The 19,250-nt window shown below is 74.7% G+C and carries 15 protein-coding genes and 1 pseudogene; 12 read left to right on the top strand and 4 right to left on the bottom strand.

Annotated features, from left to right (window positions below; genetic code table 11):
• Positions 1-15 precede the first annotated feature (15 nt).
• The gene (locus ACIRRS_RS17245; protein WP_402971261.1) at positions 16-366 is read right to left on the bottom strand and encodes a S26 family signal peptidase; all 351 of its coding nucleotides are present in this window, start codon (positions 364-366) and stop codon (positions 16-18) included.
• A gap of 180 nt (positions 367-546) precedes the next feature.
• On the opposite strand from ACIRRS_RS17245, the gene ACIRRS_RS17240 reads away from it, so the two are divergent.
• The 7 genes from ACIRRS_RS17240 to ACIRRS_RS17210 all read left to right on the top strand — a co-directional run bounded on the left by ACIRRS_RS17240 (position 547) and on the right by ACIRRS_RS17210 (position 11,491).
• The gene (locus tag ACIRRS_RS17240) at positions 547-1,056 is read left to right on the top strand and encodes a hypothetical protein (protein ID WP_402971258.1); all 510 of its coding nucleotides are present in this window, start codon (positions 547-549) and stop codon (positions 1,054-1,056) included.
• Between the two features lies 1 nt (position 1,057).
• A complete protein-coding gene (locus tag ACIRRS_RS17235) occupies positions 1,058-2,308 on the top strand; it encodes a sensor histidine kinase (RefSeq protein WP_402971255.1) in 1,251 nt (416 codons plus the stop codon).
• Positions 2,309-2,587: 279 nt separating this feature from the next.
• Complete coding sequence (locus ACIRRS_RS17230) at positions 2,588-4,828, top strand: hypothetical protein (protein ID WP_402971252.1); 2,241 nt, start codon at positions 2,588-2,590, stop codon at positions 4,826-4,828.
• A gap of 105 nt (positions 4,829-4,933) precedes the next feature.
• Positions 4,934-5,371, top strand: coding sequence for a hypothetical protein (locus ACIRRS_RS17225; RefSeq protein ID WP_402971249.1), 438 nt, complete (start codon positions 4,934-4,936; stop codon positions 5,369-5,371).
• Between the two features lie 70 nt (positions 5,372-5,441).
• Entirely contained in the window at positions 5,442-6,851 is a 1,410-nt protein-coding gene (locus tag ACIRRS_RS17220; RefSeq protein ID WP_402971247.1) for a hypothetical protein, read from the top strand.
• Positions 6,852-6,920: 69 nt separating this feature from the next.
• Positions 6,921-10,304 carry a right-handed parallel beta-helix repeat-containing protein gene (locus ACIRRS_RS17215; protein ID WP_402971244.1) on the top strand — a complete coding sequence of 1,128 codons (3,384 nt, stop codon included), beginning with the start codon at positions 6,921-6,923 and terminating at the stop codon, positions 10,302-10,304.
• Entirely contained in the window at positions 10,301-11,491 is a 1,191-nt protein-coding gene (locus ACIRRS_RS17210; RefSeq protein ID WP_402971241.1) for a S8 family serine peptidase, read from the top strand. The genes ACIRRS_RS17215 and ACIRRS_RS17210 overlap by 4 nt, the downstream gene beginning before the upstream one ends.
• Positions 11,492-11,527: 36 nt before the next feature.
• On the opposite strand, the gene ACIRRS_RS17205 is transcribed toward ACIRRS_RS17210, so the two are convergent.
• Complete coding sequence (locus ACIRRS_RS17205; protein WP_402971641.1) at positions 11,528-13,006, bottom strand: MFS transporter; 1,479 nt, start codon at positions 13,004-13,006, stop codon at positions 11,528-11,530.
• Positions 13,007-13,194: 188 nt separating this feature from the next.
• On the opposite strand from ACIRRS_RS17205, the gene ACIRRS_RS17200 reads away from it, so the two are divergent.
• Positions 13,195-13,653: a MarR family winged helix-turn-helix transcriptional regulator gene (locus ACIRRS_RS17200; protein ID WP_402971238.1), complete on the top strand. Its 459-nt coding sequence runs from the start codon at positions 13,195-13,197 to the stop codon at positions 13,651-13,653.
• A 67-nt stretch (positions 13,654-13,720) separates the two neighbouring features.
• Positions 13,721-13,905: pseudogene (locus ACIRRS_RS17195) on the top strand (Cmx/CmrA family chloramphenicol efflux MFS transporter); the annotation flags it as partial.
• 182 nt (positions 13,906-14,087) lie between these two features.
• Here ACIRRS_RS17195 and ACIRRS_RS17190 read toward each other — a convergent pair.
• Positions 14,088-14,951 (bottom strand): hypothetical protein, encoded by an 864-nt coding sequence (locus ACIRRS_RS17190; RefSeq protein ID WP_402971236.1) that lies wholly within the window; start codon positions 14,949-14,951, stop codon positions 14,088-14,090.
• Positions 14,952-15,248: 297 nt separating this feature from the next.
• Between ACIRRS_RS17190 and ACIRRS_RS17185 the strand changes: the two genes are divergently transcribed.
• Together ACIRRS_RS17185 and ACIRRS_RS17180 are read left to right on the top strand one after the other, a co-directional pair.
• Positions 15,249-15,641, top strand: coding sequence for a hypothetical protein (locus ACIRRS_RS17185; protein WP_402971233.1), 393 nt, complete (start codon positions 15,249-15,251; stop codon positions 15,639-15,641).
• A gap of 128 nt (positions 15,642-15,769) precedes the next feature.
• The gene (locus ACIRRS_RS17180; protein ID WP_402971230.1) at positions 15,770-16,498 is read left to right on the top strand and encodes a sigma-70 family RNA polymerase sigma factor; all 729 of its coding nucleotides are present in this window, start codon (positions 15,770-15,772) and stop codon (positions 16,496-16,498) included.
• A gap of 69 nt (positions 16,499-16,567) precedes the next feature.
• Here the strand turns inward: ACIRRS_RS17180 and ACIRRS_RS17175 are convergent, their stop codons facing one another.
• Entirely contained in the window at positions 16,568-17,866 is a 1,299-nt protein-coding gene (locus tag ACIRRS_RS17175) for a serine hydrolase domain-containing protein (protein WP_402971228.1), read from the bottom strand.
• A gap of 336 nt (positions 17,867-18,202) precedes the next feature.
• Between ACIRRS_RS17175 and ACIRRS_RS17170 the strand changes: the two genes are divergently transcribed.
• Positions 18,203-19,225 (top strand): phosphatidylserine/phosphatidylglycerophosphate/cardiolipin synthase family protein, encoded by a 1,023-nt coding sequence (locus tag ACIRRS_RS17170; RefSeq protein ID WP_402971225.1) that lies wholly within the window; start codon positions 18,203-18,205, stop codon positions 19,223-19,225.
• Positions 19,226-19,250 lie beyond the last annotated feature (25 nt).

The raw sequence follows: 19,250 nt of genomic DNA, 5'->3' as shown, positions 1-19,250 counted from the left end.
CTCACACCCGGGCCCTCACAGGGGGCGGCGCACCTTGGCCGCCGCCCCCGCCCGGGGCGCGCCGTCCACCGACAGGCAGATCCCGTACACCCGCTCGTGGCCCGTCCACCCGTTGACCCGCCCCCGGTTGTTGCTGATCTGCACCCGCCGCCGCGCCGGCTCCACGGCCGAGACGAGGTGCAGGTAGACCGTCCCCGCGACCCGGGCGAGCACGATGTCCCCGACGGCCAGCAGCGCGGGCTCGACGGGCGCGACCACCACCGCCTGCCGGCTGCGGATCAGCGGCACCATCGACGCCCCGCTGGGCCGGAACTCCACCGTGGCCCCCTCGGCCACCCGCCTCGCCACCGCGTCCAGTGCACCCATCCCGCGATGCTCCCAGCCCGCCGAGCCCCCGGTCCACGGGATAAACCACTCGCACGGGCCGCCCCCGGGAGCGCCCGCCCCGGCCACCGGGTTAGGACTGGACGGGACATCACCGCTCACCCCCCCCCCCCCCCACCGCCCGGCCCCGCGCCCGGCGGCCTCACCCCCAGGGGCCCGCGCATGAACGACTCCCCGACCGCCGGCGCCACCGTGCACCTCGTCGAGCCGGACGGAGCCGCCGGCCCGCCCCTCGGGCACGGGTTCCTCGCCGGCCCGGCCACCGTGCTCGTGCCCGACCCGCCGCAGGCGCTCGGCGACCCCTGGCAGCGGTACCTGGTCCGCATCGGTGCCGAGACCGTACGCGTCGCCGGGGTGAGCCTGGCCGCCGTGTCGGCGGACGGCATCCGGACGGCGGCCGCCGTCCTCGCCCTGGTCGAGCCCTCCGTCCAGGCCGACCAGGCGACCGTAGGGACGACCCTGGCGGCGCTCACCGACAGCCTGCGCCGCCACCAGGGCGACCTGTGGTCCTCCTACCAGGCCCTCGGCTTCCCCGTCGCGGCCCCCGGGAACAGCGGCAGCCAGCCGGAGACCGACGGCTGGTGGATCTCCCACGCCGCCCACGACCTGGTCGTCTTCGCCGCGGGAATCTGCTGCGTCACCACCAACTGCGGTGGTTGTGGGAAGAGTTGAGGTGAGCAAGCCCCCGTCGTCCCGCCGCTGGCTACGGTCGACCCGGCTGCAGGACGCCGCCCTCGCCCTCGCGGTGATCGTCCCCGAGGCCTTCTTCTTCGGGGACCCGGTCGCCCCCGGCGCCACCACGTCCGGCCGCCTCGAACTGCTCGCCTTCTGCCTGCCCGAACTCCTCGCCCTGATGTACCGGCGCCGACGGCCCGTGGCGGCGTTCGCGGTGGTGTGGGCGGCCGCCGTGGGCGCCAACCTGCTCACCGCCACCACCGACTTCCAGTTCACCCCGTACTTCGGGATGCTGGTCGCGCTCTACACCGCCGCCCGGCAGAGCACCCGTGCCGCCGCGTTCGCCGCCCTCGCGCTCGCACTCGTGCCCGCCGCCCTGGCCGTGCGCTACACCGTGGAGCAGCTGGCCGCGCCCGGCTACCACACGGCCGCGCTGATCGCGGGCATCGCCTTCTACCTGCCGGTGACGGCCGCGACCTGGGGCATCGGCGTGTGGTCCCGGGCGGTGGCCGAGGCGGCCGCCCGGGACAGGCGAGAGCTGGCCCGCGCCCGGCGCGCCGTGGTGCACGAACGCACCAGGATCGCCCGGGAGTTGCACGACATCGTGGCCAACGCCGTGGCGGTGATGGTCATGCAGGCCGAGGCCGCCCGCGCCGACGCCCGCCCCGCCCCGGGCGCCCGACCGGCCGCCGCGGACGCCTCCTTGGCCAGGATCGAGGAGGTCGGCCGCGCCGCCATGGCCGAACTGCGGCGCCTGCTGCGGCTGTTGCGCACCGCCGAGGCCTCCTTCGACACCGACGGGACGGAGCCGGACACCGCCCGCCACGGACTCGCCGACCTCGCCACGCTCCTGGAGGACGTGCGCCGTGCCGGGGTGCTGGTCGAGCTCGAAGTCTCCGGCACCCCGGCCCACTTGGACGACAGCCTCGACGTCACCGCCTACCGCCTCGTCCAGGAGGCCGTCACCAACGTCACCAAGCACGCCGGCCCGGGCAGCCGGGCGGTGGTGCGCATCGGCTGGTCGGAGGTGCTGCACCTGGAGGTGGTGGACGACGGTGCCGGGCGCAGCGGCCTCGCGGCCGCCCGGGGGCTGTCCACCGGCCACGGCCTGCTGGGGCTCGCCGAGCGCGTCGCCCTGTTCGGCGGCGAGCTGTCCGCGGCGCCGTACCGCAACGGCTTCCGCGTCACGGCCACCCTCCCGCTGACCCCTGTTTCCCCCTCGGCCATCGAGCCCGGCGAATCCCCCTGACCGGTTTTCCGCAAAAGCGCCCCAACCCCCTTCCTCCGGGCGGATTCCGATCGCCGCCGAAATGTCGGGGCACGGAATATCGGGGCGGCATCGAATTCCGTACGGAAAAGGGGCCAATTCGCCAACGCCCCAGGTCGGCACGGTTCGTCCGATCGCCGAATTCCGGTCGTCCGATGAACTTTGGCAAACACTCCTCCTCCGCCGCCGCACCCGCCGACACCGCCCGGCAGGATCGGGGGCCATGAGTCGAATCACCGCAATTCCGCAGGGGGTTCCCGCATGAGGGCCTTCCGTTTCCTGCCCGGCGTCGCGCTGGCCGTGGCCGCCGCCGTGATCGGGCTGACCGCCGTCGTCCCGGCCTCCGCCTCGACCTCGCGGGTGGACCTCACCGTCCTGGTCGTCACCGATGGCAACCCCTGGGTGGAGGCCATCCGCCAGGAGCTGAACACCGAGGGCGTGCCCACCACCGTCATCGACCTCACCAGCGGCAGCCGCGCGACCCTGACCGCCGGGTTCCTCGCCGACACCCTCGCCGACGGCACCCCGCACGGCCACTTCGAGGGAGTCGTCCTGCCCAACGCCGCGCCCACGCAGCTGAGCGCGGCCGAGCTGAGCGCGCTCAGCGGGTACGAACAGGCCTACCACGTACGGGAGGTGGACGGTTACGTCTGGCCGGGCGCCACCCTCGGCCTGAACACCCCGACCTGGGCCGGCTCCCTGGACGGCACCACCGCCACCGCGACCGCCTCCGCCCGGGCCGACGCCTTCCGCTACCTCAACGGGCCGGTGCCCTTCGAGGGCACCGCGGGCGGCAGCGGCTCGTACGGCTACCTGCCCACCGCCCTGCCCGACGACCCGACCACGGGCGCGCACTTCGAGCCGTACCTGACCGAGACGATCCCCGGCACCACCACCACGGGCGTCCTCGCCGGGGTCTACTCCTCGGGCGGGCGCCAGCAGTTGGCGCTGACCTTCGCCTACAACTACTACCAGCAGCAGTACCGGCTCCTCGCGCACGGCATCGTCGAATGGGTCACCCGGGGCGTGCACCTGGGCCAGTGGCGCAACTACTTCTCCGCGCACATCGACGACCTCTTCAACGACAACGCCCGCTGGAGCCGGAGCGGCCACTGCACCCCGGGCGCGGGCGACTGCGCGGCGGGCGTCCCGGCCACGGGCGTGATCCGGATGACGCCCGCGGACGTCACCGCCACCGTCGCCTGGCAGCAGCAGAACAACTACACCCTCGACCTCCTGTTCAACGGCGGCCCCAGCCTGGACTACGCGGCCGCCAACGGCGGAACCGACCCGCTGACCACCGCGCTGCTCGCCAACAGGAACAGCTTCTGGTGGGTCAACCACACCTACCAACACCCCTTCCTGGGCTGCCTCCAGGACTTCACCGTCATCCCGTGGAAGTGCCGGACGGACGCGAGCGGCGCCGTCCAGTACGTGGACCAGGCGACGGTCAACAGCCAGATCCAGCAGAACATCCAGTTCGCCCAGACCAACGGACTGCCCTTCAGGCCGAACGAGTTGGTGGCGGGCGAGCACTCCGGCACCGCCGTGCTGCCCCAACAGCCCTCCGACAGCCCGAACTTCCTCGCCTCGCTCAGCCAGAACGGCATCCAGTGGCTGGGCGTCGACGCCTCCCGGGAGAGCGGCCAGCGCCAGATCGCCTCGGCGCTCGGCGTGCCGCGCCACCCGGTCAACGTGTTCTACAACGTCTCCACCCAGGCCGACGAGGTGAGCGAGTACAACTGGCTCTACACCTCCAAGGCCAACGGCGGCAGCGGCGCCTGCGAGGCCAACCCGGCCGCCACCACCTGCATCACCCCGCTCGACCTGACCACCGGCTGGGCGAGCTACGTGCTGCCCCTCCAGGCGAAGATCACCCTCGGGTACGTGCTCGCCAACGACCCGCGGCCGTTCTTCATGCACCAGTCGAACCTCGCCGACGACCGCCTCGCCCTCCAGGCGCTCAGCGGCATCCTCACCTCCTACCGCAGCTGGTTCACGGCGGACACCCCGGTGGTCGACCAGACCCTCACCGACGCCGGCACCACCCTCCAGCAGCAGACGGCCTGGCAGCAGACCCGCACCGCGGGCACGGTGAGCGCCTACATCCAGGGCGGCACCGTCACCGTCCAGGGCCCGGCCGGCACCTCCGTGCCCGTCACCGTCCCGTCGGGGACGACCGTCACCGGAGGCGGCACGCTCTTCGGCACGGTGTACGGCGGCGAGCAGTCCGGCACGTCCGCGCTGGGCAGCGCCCCGACCAGCCTGACCCTGGCCACCGCCGCCTTCGGCACCGTCGCCGCGAGCAGCCCGGCGCCGACGGGCGGGCTCGCCCTCGCCTCGTACGGAGTGGGCAGCGCGCACGAGGTGAAGCGCGGCGGCGCCGCCGTCACCGTCACCGACCGGTTCGGCGTCCACGTCCTGCCGAAGCTGGCCGGCAGGCCGGAGGAGGAACTGCACATCGGCGCCTCCCACCACCACCCGTACCGGACCGGGACGTAGCCGGCACGCAAAACCGAAGGAAGCGGCCGGCGGCCCGGGTGAACCCCGGGGCGCCGGCCGTCCGTGGTCATGGGAGTGAGGCCCGGCGGAGCGAGGAGTGCGGGAATGGGCGAGGAGACGGTGGACGGCGGGTTCCGGCTCGCGGCGGTGTTCGACCGGGTGGACCCGGTGACGGGCCCGGGCTTCGCCCCGGACCGGCCCCGGCTGGAGCCGGCCGAGCGGGAGGCCCTCGCCCGGTACCTGGACGCGGGCGAGGCGGTGCTGCTGACGCCCGTGCTGATGGACGACGTCCTCGACCCGCAGCGCCGGGGCGAGGTGCCGATGGGCTACCGCACGGACGGCCGCTGGGTCTGGACCGACACTGTGACGTACTACCTGGTGGAGTACGGCCTGGCGCCCGAGGCCGGCCTCCTCGCCCACCTGCGCGCACAGGGCGGTGCGCCCTGCCCGCCGGTGGACCCGGAGGCGGTGGAGCGGGCCGTCGCCTTCGTGCTCACCCCGCCCGGGGAGGACTCCGAGCCGGTGTGGACGATCGGGTCCTGAACCCGGCTGAACCCCGGCGGGCCCGCCGTCCGTAGCTCACCACAGGAGTGTCGTCGAGCGCAGGGGAAGCATGGTGGGCGAGGAGAAGCGCGGCGGGGCGGGGGCCTCGGGTTCGGCCGGGTTCCAGCTCCCGGCGGTGAACTGGGCGCTGGCGGCCGAGGAGCCCGAGGCGGAGCCCGCGAACGGGCCTGCGGCGGAGTCCGCGAAGGGGCCCGTGAACGGGCCTGCGGCAGGGCCCGCGAAGGAGCAGGAGAAGAGCGGCAGCGGGAAGGGCGGCGCCACCGCGCCCGTCCCGCCGCCCGCCGTGCCCCCGGTGCCCGAACCGGAGCCGGAACCCGAGTCGGACCCGGCCGCCGCCCTGGCGGTGCCCGCGCCCGCCGCGGCCACCCCGGCGGCGGTGGCGGCCGCCGTCGTCGCCGAGCCGGACACGGCGGGGGAGAGCGACCCGGGCCCGCGCCCCGGCCGGGTCTCGCGCCCGATGATCGCGGCGGCCGTCGCCGTCGGCCTGGTCCTGGTCGGCGCCTCCGTGGTCGTCACCCGCCTCGGCCACGACCCCAAGACGGGCCCCGCCCGCGCCGACAACCCGCCCGGCTACGGGCAGAGCGACGGCGGCGGCAACGGCTTCGCGCCGACCTTCGACGAGCACGGCGGCACGAGCGGCACCAGCGGCGACGGCGGAACCCCCGCCCCGGGCCAGGGCGGCGCGCCCGCCCCCGCGCCGGACGGCGGCACCGCCACCCCCGGCGACCAGGCCGCGGCCGCCCCCAACGCGGGCGTCCCCGCGCAGCCCGGCCAGCCCGCGCGCCAAGGCAGCGGCACCGGCACCGGCGGCACGGACAGCCGCTCCCAGGGCGGCTCGGGCACCTCGGGCACCTCGGGCACCACCGGAGGCGGCGGCACCAGCGGCAGCTCCGGCGGCAGCACCTCCGGGGGAGGGGGCACCGCCGGCGGCGCCGCCCCGGTGCAGCCCGCCCCCCAGCAGCCCGTCCCGCCCGCCAAGCCCGCCCCCACCGTCGCCTTCGCCGGCCCGTACTGCAGCGCCAAGGGCACCTCCCAGGTCAACGGCTGGTTCGACCAGGGCGTCTCCGGCTGGCACAAGAACTCCGGCGGCTGGAGCGGGGACGGCTGCAACGGCACCTACCTCTCGGTGCCCATGTCCGGCGCGGCCAACAAGGACGACGGCAACTCGGTGGTCTGGACCTTCAACCTCGACAACGTCACCTCCTGCACCCTCGCCGTCTACATCCCCGCCAGCGGCGACGTGAAGAACGTCGGTGGCAAGCCGACCTTCTACACCGTGAGCAGCGGGGGCTCGTTCAACATCGACCAGACGGCCTACCGCGGCAGTTGGTTCAACGCGGGCACCTTCCCCTACCGGGGCACGCTCTCCGTCACCCTGCACACCCGGGGCGTGGACTGGGGCGGCAACAGCTACGCCCACCACGCCGCCAGCGCCGTCCGCGCCACCTGCACGCCCTGACCGACCCCGCCCCACCCCGGCCGCCCGCCCGGCGGCCCACCACCCCCATGACGAAGGGAACCCCCAGGCATGTCGCGCCCGGTGCTGACGGTCTGCGCGGAGCGGCAGGAGCCCGGCTCCTACCGCACGATCGGCGAAGCCGTCCAGGCGGCCCGCAGCGGCGCGGTGATCGCGGTGCGGCCCGGAAAGTACGAGGAGAACCTCGTCCTCACCAAGGTGGTCAGCATCACCGCCGAGGAGGCCCGGGGGAGCGTACGGATCAGCCCCCGGCGCGGCTCGGTCGTCCAGGTCCTCGCCGAGGCCGTCCAGTTGACCGGCCTGGTGCTCCAGGGGCAGGACGAGGACCTGCCCGCCGTCGACGTCCCGCGCGGCCAGCTCGCCCTCCAGGACTGCGAGGTGGTCGGCAACTCCTGGACGGCCGTCCTCACCCGCCAGCAGGGCGAACTGGCCATGCGCGGCTGCCGGGTGGTCAACACCGCCGGCGCCGGGCTGGTCGAGACCTCCAGCGGCAACAGCGTCATCGAGGACAGCGTCGTCGAGCACCTCGGCACCTCCGCCCTCGTCATCGGCGAGCGCGCCAACCCCACCGTGCGCCGCACCGTCCTGCGCGACGCGCGCGGCAACGGCGTCTGCGCCAACGGCGAGTCGCGCGGCGTCGTCGAGGACTGCGAGATCTTCGCCACCGACAAGCCCGCCGTCGCCATCGAGGAGCAGAGCACCACCCGCCTGCTGCGCACCGAGATCCGCGACGCGGCGCTCGGCGTGTTCGTCGGCACCACCGCCCAGGCACTCCTGGAGGACTGCACCGTCACCGCCGTGCGCGGCCACGGCTACGTCCTCACCAACGGCACCGACCCCGTCATGCGCCGCTGCCGCGCCGTGCGCCCCCAGGGCAGCGGCGTGCACGTCTCCGGCCGGGCGCGCGGCACCCTGGAGGACTGCGAGGTCGTCGGCGCCACCGGGCCCGGCATCCACGTCGGCGAGTCGGCCGGGCCCGCCGTGCTGCGCGCCGTCGTGCGCGACAGCGAGGGCGACGGCGTCGAGCTCACCGGCGAGAGCGCCGCCGAGTTCGACAAGCTGGAGGTCCACGACAGCGCCGGCAACGGCGTCGTCGTGCGCGAGGGCGCCAACCCGCTGCTGCGCCGCACCACCGTCACCAACGCCGGCGCCCACGGCATCGAGGTGCTGCGCGACGGCCGCGGCCGGATCGAGGAGGCCACCGTCCTCGACTCCGCCAAGCACGGCGTGCGGATCAGCGACGGCGCCAACACCTACCTCGGCGGCTCGACCGTGCGCGGCGCCAAGTCCTGCGGCGTCTCCGTCGGCGCCGAGGGCGTCGCCACCCTGCGCGACGTCCAGTCCGCCGACAACGCCTTCGACGGCGTGAGCGTCGAGCGCGGCGGCGAACTCACCGCCACCCGCGCCGAATTGCGCGCCAACCGCCGCCATGGCCTGCACCTGATGGGCGGAGCCCGCGCCACCCTCACCGCCTGCCGGCTCACCGGCAACACCGTGGACGGGCTGCGCTCCGAATCCGCGGAGCCCGTCCGGCTCACCGACTGCGTCGCGATCGAGAACCAGGGCGCGGGGCTGCGGCAGAGCGAGCCCACCGAGCGCCTCGCCGTCGAGAACCTCGACAGCCGCGACAACCGCTCGCCCGACGCCCACGGCACCGCCGCGGCCGCCTCCGCCCCGTCCGGCGTGCCCTCCGCCGACGGCTCCTCCGACGCGCCCGCCGAGGCCGGCGCCGCGACCGGCGCCCCCGCCGCCCCGCCCGGGCCGCAGGGCCCCCAGGCCGTGCTGCAGACCCTCGTCGGCCTGGAGGGCGTCAAGGAGCAGGTCGCCACCCTCGTCAACCTCAACAAGCTCGCCCGCCGCCGCGAACAGGCCGGCCTGCCCGCCCTGCCGATGAGCCGCCACCTCGTCTTCGCCGGCCCTCCCGGCACCGGCAAGACCACCGTCGCCCGGCTCTACGGCGCGATCCTCGCCGAACTCGGCGTGCTGCGCAGCGGCCACCTCGTCGAGGTCGCCCGCGCCGACCTCGTCGCCTCGATCATCGGCGGCACGGCCCTCAAGACCACCGAGGTCGTCAAGGAGGCCCTCGGCGGCGTGCTGTTCATCGACGAGGCCTACACCCTCTCCGCCGGATCCGGCGGCACCGGCCCCGACTTCGGGCGCGAGGCCATCGACACCCTCGTCAAGCTGATGGAGGACCACCGCGAGGACCTCGTCGTCATCGTCGCCGGGTACGAGGCCGAGATCCGCGACTTCCTCGCCTCCAACCCGGGCCTGGCCTCCCGGTTCAGCCGCACCGTCGAGTTCCAGAACTACAGCGTCGACGAGCTCACCACCATCGTCGAGCACGCCGCCGGAGGCCACGGCTACGAACTGGCCGAGGGCACCCGCGAGGCCCTCGCCGTCCACTTCGACCGGATGCCCAAGGGCCCCGACTTCGGCAACGGCCGCGCCGCCCGCAAGGTCTTCGAGGAGATGGTCGACCGCCAGGCCTCCCGGCTCGCCGTGCTGGAGAACTTCGACAACGCCGACCTCACCCGGCTGCTCCCCGCCGACGTCGGCGAGCAGGCCGCCGCAGCCGCCGCCCGCGCCGCCGCCGGGGAGGAGGGGCCCGCCGAGCCCGGCCTGCTCGACCGGCTGCGCGCCATGGTGGGCCTCGGCGCCGCCAAGCAGCAGGTCGAGGACCTCGTCAACCTCACCCGCCAGACCCGCCGCCGCGTCGAGGCCGGCCTGCCCGCCGCCACCATCAGCCACCACCTGGTCTTCTCCGGCCCTCCCGGCACCGGCAAGACCACCGTCGCCCGGCTGTACGGCCAACTCCTCGCCGAACTCCAGGTGCTGCCCGCCGGGCAGTTGATCGAGACGGCCCGCGCCGACCTCGTCGGCCGCTACATCGGCCACACCGCCCAGCTCACCCGCGAGGCCTTCGACCGCGCCCGCGGCGGCGTGCTGTTCATCGACGAGGCCTACACCCTCACCCCGCGCCACGGCGGGGGAGGGGACTTCGGCCAGGAGGCCGTCGACACCCTGATGAAGCTGATGGAGGACCACCGCGACGAGGTCGTCGTCATCGTCGCCGGGTACGAGGACGAGATGCGGGGCTTCCTCTCCTCCAACCCCGGCCTCGCCTCCCGCTTCTCGCGCGAGATCACCTTCGACCACTACGCGGACGACGAACTGGTCACCATCGTGCGCCTCCAGGCGGAGACGGCCGGGTACAGCTGCACGCCCGAGACGCTGGCCGCCCTCGGCACCCTGTTCACGGGCGTCCCGCGCGACCGCTCCTTCGGCAACGGGCGCTTCGCGCGGCAGGTGCTCGAATCGATGATCACCCGGCAGGCCGGGCGGCTCTCCAGCCTCGACATCGCCGACCTCGACGAGCTCAGCCTGCTGCTCCCGCAGGACATCCCGGCCGAGCGCATCGGCAGCCTCGCGTGAGGCGAGGGGCAGCCCTCGGGCTCGCCGTCGTGCTGCTGCTGCCGACCGCCGCGGCGGCCGACTCCGGCGACGCGCTGCCCGGCGTCACCCAGCAGCGGCGCGACGCCGGGGGCAAGCCCGCCGGGTGCCTGCCGCCGTCCACCAAGGGCACCCAGCTCACGCCCTGGCCGCAGACCTTCCTGCGCCCCGAACGGGCCTGGCCGCTCAGCCGGGGCGAGGGCGTCACCGTCGCCGTGGTCGGGACCGGCGTCACCGACGGGGCCGGGCTGCTCGCCGGGCGCCTCGACCACGCGCCCCGGCTCGCGGGCGCGGGGGACCCGGCGCAGGACTGCGTCGGGCACGGCACCTTCCTCGCGGGCCTCATCGCCGCCGACCACCGCGACGGCACGGGCTTCTCCGGGATCGCCCCGCGCGCCCGCGTCCTCGCCGTCTCCGTCACCGACGACGGCGGTGCCACCTCGCCCGACCTGCTCGCCCGGGGCATCACGGCCGCCGCCGACGCGGGGGCCCGGGTCATCGCCGTGGGCGTGGCGCTGCCCGCCGGGAACGACGCGCTGGCCGCCTCCGTCCGGGCCGCGCGGGCCAAGGGGGCGCTGGTCGTCGCCCCGGCGGGGCCGGACGCCTCGGGAGGCCCCTCGAAGCCGGTGCCCGCCTTCCCCGCCGCCTACCCCGAGGTGCTCTCCGTCCGTGACCTCGCCCCGGGCGGAGTCCTGCCCGAGGGCGCCGCGGTCGGGGGGCGGGTCGACCTGGCGGCGCCGGGCGTCGCCGTCATGGGGCCCGGCCCCGCCGCCGGCGGGTACTACACGGGCGCGGGGCCGAGCTTCGCCACGGCCTTCGTCGCGGCCTCGGCGGCGCTCACCCTCGGGTACCAACCGGGGCTCACGGCCGACCAGTTGGCGCAGCGCCTCGAAGCGACGGCGTACCGCACCACCGACCCCGCGTACGGGTACGGCACCGTCGACCCGGTCGCCGCCGTCACCCGCCTCACCCCCGCCGACCCGGCCCCCGTACCCGCCGCCACCCCCCTCGCCGTCCCCCCACCCCCGCCCCCGAGCCCCGCCCCGGACCGCGCCACCCTCATCGCCCTCACCTCCCTCGCCGTCGTCCTCCTCGCTGCCGCCGCCGCCGTCCTCGCCCCCCGCGCCCGCAGCCGCTCCTGGCACCCGGGGCGCCTGCCGGCCGACTGACGCGGGCCCGCCCGGGGTGCCGGACGGGCGGGGCGCTCAGGTGGTCGCCGGGTCCGCCGCCGCCCCCTCGCCGACGCTCTCCTGGGCGGGGACGGCGCGCAGCTGGGGCGCCGGCGGTGCGGGGATGACGGCGGCGACGGCGGCCGCGATCAGCGCGACGGCGCAGCCGATCACCAGGCCGACCCGGAAGCCGCCCTCCGAGGGCAGGGCGTGCCCGCCCAGGGTGACGGTCATCTGGGACAGCACCACGCCCATCACCGCGGCGGACACCGAGGTGCCCAGCGAGCGCATCAGGGTGTTGAAGCTGTTCGCCGAGGCCGTCGCGGACAGCGGCACCGCGCTCATGATCAGCGCGGGCATCGCGCCGTAGGCCAGGCCGACACCGCTGTTGCAGACGATCGTCACGATCAGCACGCCCCAGGTGGCGCCCATCAGCGGCAGGGCCAGCCCGTACCCGACGGCGATCGTCAGCGCCCCGGCGACCAGGGTGAACTTCGGTCCGCGCGCGGCCGACAACTTGCCGCCCAGCGGGGAGACCACCATCATCATCAGCCCGCCGGGCGCCATCCACAGGCCCATCGCCAGCATCGACTGCCCCAGCCCGTAGCCGGTGGCCTTCGGCAGCTGGAGCAGCTGCGGCACGATCAGCGCCTGGGCGTACATGCCGAAGCCGACGAGGACGGAGGCGGCGTTGGTCAGCAGCACCCGCGGGCGGGCGGTGACCCGCAGGTCCACCAGCGGGTCGGTGACGCGCAGCTCCCAGCGGGCCCAGATCAGCAGGATCGCGGCCGAGGCGGTGAAGAGGCCGAGGGTCCGGGTGCTGCCCCAGCCCCAGTCGCCGCCCTTGGAGACGGGCAGCAGCAGGCAGACCAGGCCGAGGCCCAGGCCGATCGCGCCGACGAGGTCGAAGCGGCCGCCGGCCCGTCGGCGCCCGTCGGCGGACGGGGCCGGGGCCGGGATGACCTTCCAGAGCGTCCCGATGATGACGACGGTGAGCACGGCGGTGCCCCAGAACAGCACCCGCCAGCTGGCGTAGTCGGCGACGCCGGCCGCGATCGGCAGGCCGAGCCCGCCTCCGATGCCCATGGACGCGCTGACCAGCGCGATCGCCGAGCCGAGCCGTTCGGGCGGCAGGACGTCGCGCAGCAGGCTGATGCCGATCGGCACGAGGCCCATGCCCATGCCCTGCAGCGCCCGGCCGGCGATCATCGGGACCACGGAGTCGGCCACCGCGCACAGCACCGAGCCGAGCAGCAGCGGGACGCAGGAGGCGATGAGCATCGTCCGCTTGCCCAGGAGGTCGCCGAGGCGGCCGCTGATCGGGACGAAGACGGCGGCGGACAGCAGGGTCGCGGTGATGACCCAGGAGGCGTTGGACGCGCTGGTGTGCAGGAGTTGCGGGAGCTCGCTGATCAGCGGGGTGACCAGGGTCTGCATGATCGCGGCGACGGTGCCGGTGAACGCGAGCGTCGCGACGATCGGACCGGTGCGGGGAGTGGGGGCGGGGCCGTTGATGACGGGCCTCCTCGAGCGTTCGGGGGAGCGGGGGTATGCGGTTCGCACATCATGTGCAGATAGCACAGGCTGATCAGGCTACACACGATGTGTGCCATGCACATCCTGTGGGATGCGCACATCTCTGGCATACTGGACGCGATCGACGATGAAACCGCAGGTCAAAGCGGTGAGGAAGGGATTTCGACATGGCCAGCCCCACGCACGAGGTCGCCCTCGAATTCCTGGTGTTCGCCCGGCACCGCGACCTCAACCAGGTCGACGACCGCCGCCCCGAGGGCAGCCAGCTCGAACGCGGCGCCTACATCCTGCTCAGCCGCGTCGCCGCCCAGGGGCCCATGTCGATCGGGCAGCTCAGCGACGCCTTCGGCCTCGACGTCTCCACCCTCAACCGCCAGACGGCGACCCTCACCACAGCCGGGCTCCTCGACCGCATCCCGGACCCCGACGGCGGCATCGCCCGCAAGTTCCGGCTCACCGAGGAAGGCCGGCGCCGCCTCGCCGACGAACGCGAGGCGCACGTACGGGCACTCGACCTCGTCATGGCGGACTGGCCGCAGGAGGACATCGCGACCTTCGCCGAATACCTGCGCCGCTTCAACACCAGCATCGAACGGATCGACGGCCGCCCCTGGCCACGAGGCTGATCACGGGAACACCGGCGCCGCCCCGGGAGCGGTAACCGGCGCGAAGGCCACCGGACTCGAAGACTTCGGCGCCACCCTCATCACCCGCGCCCTCTACGAGGCCACGCAGGCCCCCACCATGGCCGGCGCGTACGCCACCGCCGCCCTCGACCTCGGCGCCACCACCGGCCCCTCCTCGCCGCGGCCACCCTCACCACACCCGCCGCCGAACGCGGGCCGCTGTGGGTCAGCGCGGCCTTGGTCGCCGCTGCTCCGGTGCCGGGCCGAAGGGTCGCGGCGTAGCGGAGGCACGCCCGCGCGCAGGTGAGCCCAACCTGGCGGCGGCCGGTGGCTGTTGCTCGCACTGGGTGGTGAGGGGCGTGGGACGCCGGATCGGTCTGGATCACGCCGCGTCCGCGCAGGAAGTCGGCCTGGCCGACTTCCCACGCGCGGGCTCACGCCGGGTGGCGGCCCGCCATGGTGTCGCCGATGAGGGCGGCGGCCTCGAGGTAGCCGTGGCGGTCGCGGGGGCGGAGGGAGGCGGGGGTGGCGAGGGTGAGGGCGGCGCGGCAGCGGGGGGTGAAGTGGGAGACGAGCTGGGCGCCGGGGACGGCCCGTTGGCCCGGCGGGGCGGGGGTGAACAGGAGGACGGCGGCGGGGCCGAGGCGGTCGAGGTGGGCGGAGGCGTCGCGGGCACCGTCGGCGGAGGCGGGTTCGCAGATCAGCACCTGGTCGGCCGCCGAGGCGAGTTCGGGCGCGCCGGTGGCGTCCGTCAGCACGACCGGGAACTGCCCGACGGCCTCGGCGAGCGCGCCCCGGTAGTCGCTGCCGGCGGGCAGGGAGCGCAGCAGCAGCCGCCCGTTGCGGACGTCGCCGGCTCCCGGCCCGGACGGGTCGAGGACGATCACCCCGTCCGCCCGGTGCTCCGCCAGCACCCCGCCGAGCACTGCCGCGACCCCCGCCCCGCCGCCGCCCACCACGGCGATCCGGTGGCAGATCCGCAGCGGGGTGCGGATCCGTTCGACCAACTGCCGCCGCCGGGCCTCCCCGCCCCGGGGCAGCGCGAGCCGCCGCCGCGGCGCGGCGGCGGCGACCGGCGAGGGAGGGGGAAGGGGAGCAGCGGTGGCGTCCACGGGCGGCGGGAACGGGAACGGGAAGGGCGCCGGGGCGGCGACGGCGGGCTGCCGTTCCGCCGGCGGGATCAGCACCGTGCCGAGCGGGTCGAGCGGCTTGCGCGGTACGAGCCGTACGGGTTCGGGCCACACCGCGGGGGTGTAGTCGGAGGTCTGGGCCTCGGGGGTTGGGTCGAAGAGGGCCATCGCCTGACCTCCCGGGTTGCCGCCGCCTCTGCAACCTGTTCCACGTCCGGGAACCCGCCGCGGGTTCAGCTCCGGTTCAGCTGAACCGCCCCGGCGGGGGACCCCGTTGAGCGGTTCGGGACGCGGGGAGGCGCGCCCCACGACGACACGGGGACGACGGGAGGAGAGCCGGGAGGAAAATCCCCTGCCGCATCGGCGGGCACTCGCTACCGTCTCCCGATGGCACTCAACGCGCGTTGAGTGCCACGGACCAGGAACCGGTACGAGTCCCGGGAACGGGGCGGGGGAGGGACGACGATGGACGAGGACGAACCGAAGGCACCACCCGGGCGGCCGGAGGAACACCAGGAACGCGAGCACGAACCGGTGACGGAACTCCTCCGCGAGAAGGCCCCGCCCCGGCCCGGCCGCCCCGCGCTGACGGTCCCCGAGCAGCCGGCCGTGCAGGTGATCGCCCAGGCCCGGCGCCTGGCCACCGAGGTGGCGCCGCGCGGTCGGCACCGGCCCACGCCGGACCTGCTGCGGGTCGCGAAGGCCCTGGTCGTGGACGAGCACCCCTCGGCGCCCGGCTGGTCGGCGGCCGAGCGGGAGCTGCTGGCCGGATGGGTGGCGGTGCTGATCGAGCACCGGGGAGAGGACGGGGTGCAACAGCTCGTCAGCGCGCTAAACCTCCTTGGCGACGGACGTTAGCGAAGCGTTTCCGGGGCATTGGCGGCGCCCGGCAGGCTGCTGCACAGCCGCGCCGGACGGGAACGACCGGCGCGTGACCCTGTGCCCGCGCCTCCCGCGGTGCCGCAGCCCGACCTGAGAGGTAGCGCGTGTCCTCGAAGCCGTCCGTCGCCCCGTCCACGCCCGTCGCCCCGCCGGCGGGCCCCCCGGCCGACGCGGCCCCCGCGACCGCCAGAGTCCCGGCCCAGCGCTCCGCCCCCACGAAGGCCCCCGCGAAGGCCTCCGCGCAAGCCTCCACGGAGGCCCCGACGGCCGCCCCCGCAAAAGCCCCGGCCCGCGCCACGCTGGACCAGGACACCCTCGCGGAGATCTACCGCCTCCACGGCGGCTACCTGCTGCGCTCCCTCCTGCGCGCCACCGGCGGCGACCGGGGCAAGGCCGAGGACATCCTCCAGGAGACCCTCCTGCGCGCTTGGCAGCACCCCGAGGCGCTGGCCGCCGGTGCCGAGCAGAGCCGCCCCTGGCTGTTCACCGTGGCCCGCCGCATCGCCATCGACCACTACCGGATGGCCGCCGCCCGCGCCAAGGAGGTCATCGGCGAACCGCTGGAGGACCGCCCGCTCGCCGAGGACCCGTACGAGCAGGTGGTCGTCTCCCGCGACATCGCGCTGGCCCTGCGCCGGGTGCAGAAGCACCACCGCGAGGTGCTCGTCGAGCTGCACCTCAAGGACTGCTCCGTGCAGGAGGCCTCCTCCCGGCTGGGCGTGCCCCCGGGCACCGTCAAGTCCCGCAACTTCTACGCGATCCGGGCGCTGCGCCCGGTCCTGGCCGCCGAGCACGGCTACGCCCCGACGGGGACGGGTGCGGCGGCCGTCTGAGGACGCGGCCGCGGAAGAGCCCCCGCCCGGGCAGTGGGCGGGGGCTTCAGTGCATCCACGGACGGATGGTCAGATCCGGGTGTCCTCGACCACCGGCAGCTGCCCGTCCTCCTGGGCCCCCGGGGCGGAGGAGCCCGCCGGCGGCACGAACGCCGCGCGCGGCGAGGCGCCGCCCGTCGCGGCCTTGGGCTTGGCCCCGCAGAACGCCGGCTCCAGCGCGCCCATGAGCCCCTGCGTCACCGCCCCGTTGTTGGAGGCGTTGGCGAACACGACCACCGTCCGGTGCCCGTCCGGGGCGGCGAAGGACTGCGTCTGGTACCCCTGGACGATGCCGCCGTGCCCGTACACGTCCCCGCAGGACAGCGAGATGCGGCGCAGCCCCAGCCCGTACGCGATCTTCGCGCTGGGCGTCGGGATGGCGGCGCTCATCTGCCGCAGGGAGTCGTCCGTGACGAGGCCGCCCGCGCTGCCGGCGACGAGGGCGGTGAGGAAGGTGTCGAGGTCCTCGGCGGAGGAGATGACGCCGCCGGCGGCCCAGAGCCAGGAGGCGGTCTGCTCGGTGGAGTCGAGCAGCGGCTTGGAGCGGTCGTCGTTGGTGAGGTACCCGGTGTAGTGCGGGCCCTCGATCTTCTGGTCCGGCACGACGAAGGAGGTGCGGGTGAGGCCGAGCGGCTCGATGATCCGCTCGCGCAGCACGTCCGCGTACGGGCGGCCGGTGAGGTTCTCGACGGCGAGGCCCATCAGCACGAAGTCGGTGTTGGAGTACGAGTAGCGGCTGCCGGGCGTGTACTGCTGGCCGTGCCGCACCGACATCGCCACCAGCTCGGTGGGGCTGTACACCTTGGTGCGGATGCGGGCCTCGAAGGCAGCGGTGGTCTCCTCGCCCGCCTGCTCCAGCAGGTCGTTGGTGTGGTCGTAGATCCCGGCGCGGTGCTCCATGACCTGGCGGCCGGTCATCGTCCAGCTGTCGGGGAGGGTCCCGGCGGGCAGGTACTCGCGCAGCGGGCGGTCGAGGTCGATGCGGCCCTGCTCCGCCAGCTGCATCACGAGAACGGCGGCGAACATCTTGCTGTTGCTGCCGACCCGGAACCTCCACGCCCCGTTCATCGGGGTGCCGTCGAGGTCGGCCTTGCCGACGCTCAGCGTGCGGGTGTTCTCGTCGTCGCCGTGGTCGCTGATCACGGCGAAGGCGCCCGGGGCGCCGGCGGCCTGGGTGGTGCGCAGCGCGGCGAGCACGCCGGCCGTGTCGGGCGCGGGCGCGCCGGTGCCGTCCTGGCCGGCGGCCGCGGCGTTCGCGGCTCCGGTGGCGGTCAGGACGGCCGCGGCGGCGGCCACGGCCAGGGGGCGCAGGAGGCGGGTCTTCGCCATGGTCCTCGGTTCTCTGTGCGGCTGACGCGGCGTCGGTGCGCGTCTGTCGGTGATCCACTATCGGATGCTCGGGAGGGCGGTGGCAACCTGAACCCGTGGGCCCGTATCGCCCGTTATGGGCGGTGATGTGAGGCGGTTTCACACCGCTCCTCCCCGCCGGGACCGGCCCCCGGGGATCTGCACCCAACCGTTTCCCCGGCCGGAGGCAAGGCTTTACCTCCCGTCATCTACCCGCGTTGACCGAGTCCCGCCATGCTGTTCGAGCGCCTGGCGCGGCCCCCGGAACGGTCTGCGCCACGGCCACTTCGCCCCCGTCCCCCCGACCGTGGAGCACCCATGCCCCTCACCTCCCTCGCGCGCCGCGCCGGCGCGCTGCTGCTCGCCACCGCCGGCCTGATATCCGCCGCCGGCACCGCCTCCGCCGCCACTGCCGGGGCCGCCGCCCCGCAGGCCCTGCCCCTGGCCGGCACGTTCAGCACGGTCGTCTTCCCCGACCAGGACCACAGCGTGGTCTACAGCCTGATCAACTCGGCGACGAAGTCCGTCGACGTCACCATGTACGAGCTGCGCGACACCACCGCCGTCAACGCCCTGATCGCCCGCCGGCGGGCCGGCGTGACGGTGCGGGTGATCCTCGACGCCCGCCACACCTCCGTCAACGGCGCCGCCTACTCCGCCCTCAAGGCGGCCGGCGTCGGTGTGACGTACTCCTCCTCGGCGTTCGTCTACACCCACCAGAAGACCGTCACGGTGGACGGCGCCAAGTCCCTGATCCTGACGGGGAACCTGGACTCCACCTACTACAGCAGCAGCCGCGACTACGGCGTCCTCGACGCCGACGCCAACGACGTCGCCGCGATCGAGCAGGTCTTCGCCGCCGACTACGCCAAGACCTCGATCACCCCCTCGGACGGCGACAACCTCGTCTGGTCGCCCACCGACTCCCAGGACCGCCTGCTCGCCCTGATCAACGGCGCCCAGACCTCCCTGGACGTGGAGGAGCTGGAGTTCGGCGACCCGGCCCTGGTGGACGCCATCACCGCCGCCGCCAACCGCGGCGTCACCGTGCGCGTGGTCGGCATGAACCCGAGCTCGTACGGCTCGTACTTCGACCAGGTCACCGCCGCCGGCGCCAAGGTCGTCACGTACTCCTCCACCACCGGCCTGTACATCCACGCCAAGGCCATCGTCGCCGACTACGGCACCGCCTCGGCCAAGGTGTTCGCGGGCTCGGAGAACTTCTCCGACAACTCGCTGAACAACAACCGCGAGCTCGGCCTGATCGTCAACGACGCGGGCGTGCTCTCCACCATCGAGAGCACCTTCGCCACCGACTTCGCCAACGGCACCCCGTACTAAGCCCGTTGGTCCCGTTGGGTTCCGT

Source organism: Kitasatospora sp. NPDC101183 (assembly GCF_044767945.1).
GTDB lineage: Bacteria > Actinomycetota > Actinomycetes > Streptomycetales > Streptomycetaceae > Kitasatospora.
This window is presented reverse-complemented; position numbering and strand designations above follow the sequence as displayed.

Coding starts and splice junctions, on each gene's coding strand:
- ACIRRS_RS17245 (WP_402971261.1), bottom strand. CDS start 366: ATGGGTGCACTGGACGCGGTGGCGAGGCGGGTGGCCGAGGGGGCCACG.
- ACIRRS_RS17175 (WP_402971228.1), bottom strand. CDS start 17,866: ATGGCGAAGACCCGCCTCCTGCGCCCCCTGGCCGTGGCCGCCGCCGCG.
- ACIRRS_RS17185 (WP_402971233.1), top strand. CDS start 15,249: ATGGACGAGGACGAACCGAAGGCACCACCCGGGCGGCCGGAGGAACAC.
- ACIRRS_RS17215 (WP_402971244.1), top strand. CDS start 6,921: ATGTCGCGCCCGGTGCTGACGGTCTGCGCGGAGCGGCAGGAGCCCGGC.
- ACIRRS_RS17240 (WP_402971258.1), top strand. CDS start 547: ATGAACGACTCCCCGACCGCCGGCGCCACCGTGCACCTCGTCGAGCCG.
- ACIRRS_RS17190 (WP_402971236.1), bottom strand. CDS start 14,951: ATGGCCCTCTTCGACCCAACCCCCGAGGCCCAGACCTCCGACTACACC.
- ACIRRS_RS17170 (WP_402971225.1), top strand. CDS start 18,203: ATGCCCCTCACCTCCCTCGCGCGCCGCGCCGGCGCGCTGCTGCTCGCC.
- ACIRRS_RS17220 (WP_402971247.1), top strand. CDS start 5,442: ATGGTGGGCGAGGAGAAGCGCGGCGGGGCGGGGGCCTCGGGTTCGGCC.
- ACIRRS_RS17225 (WP_402971249.1), top strand. CDS start 4,934: ATGGGCGAGGAGACGGTGGACGGCGGGTTCCGGCTCGCGGCGGTGTTC.
- ACIRRS_RS17230 (WP_402971252.1), top strand. CDS start 2,588: ATGAGGGCCTTCCGTTTCCTGCCCGGCGTCGCGCTGGCCGTGGCCGCC.
- ACIRRS_RS17200 (WP_402971238.1), top strand. CDS start 13,195: ATGGCCAGCCCCACGCACGAGGTCGCCCTCGAATTCCTGGTGTTCGCC.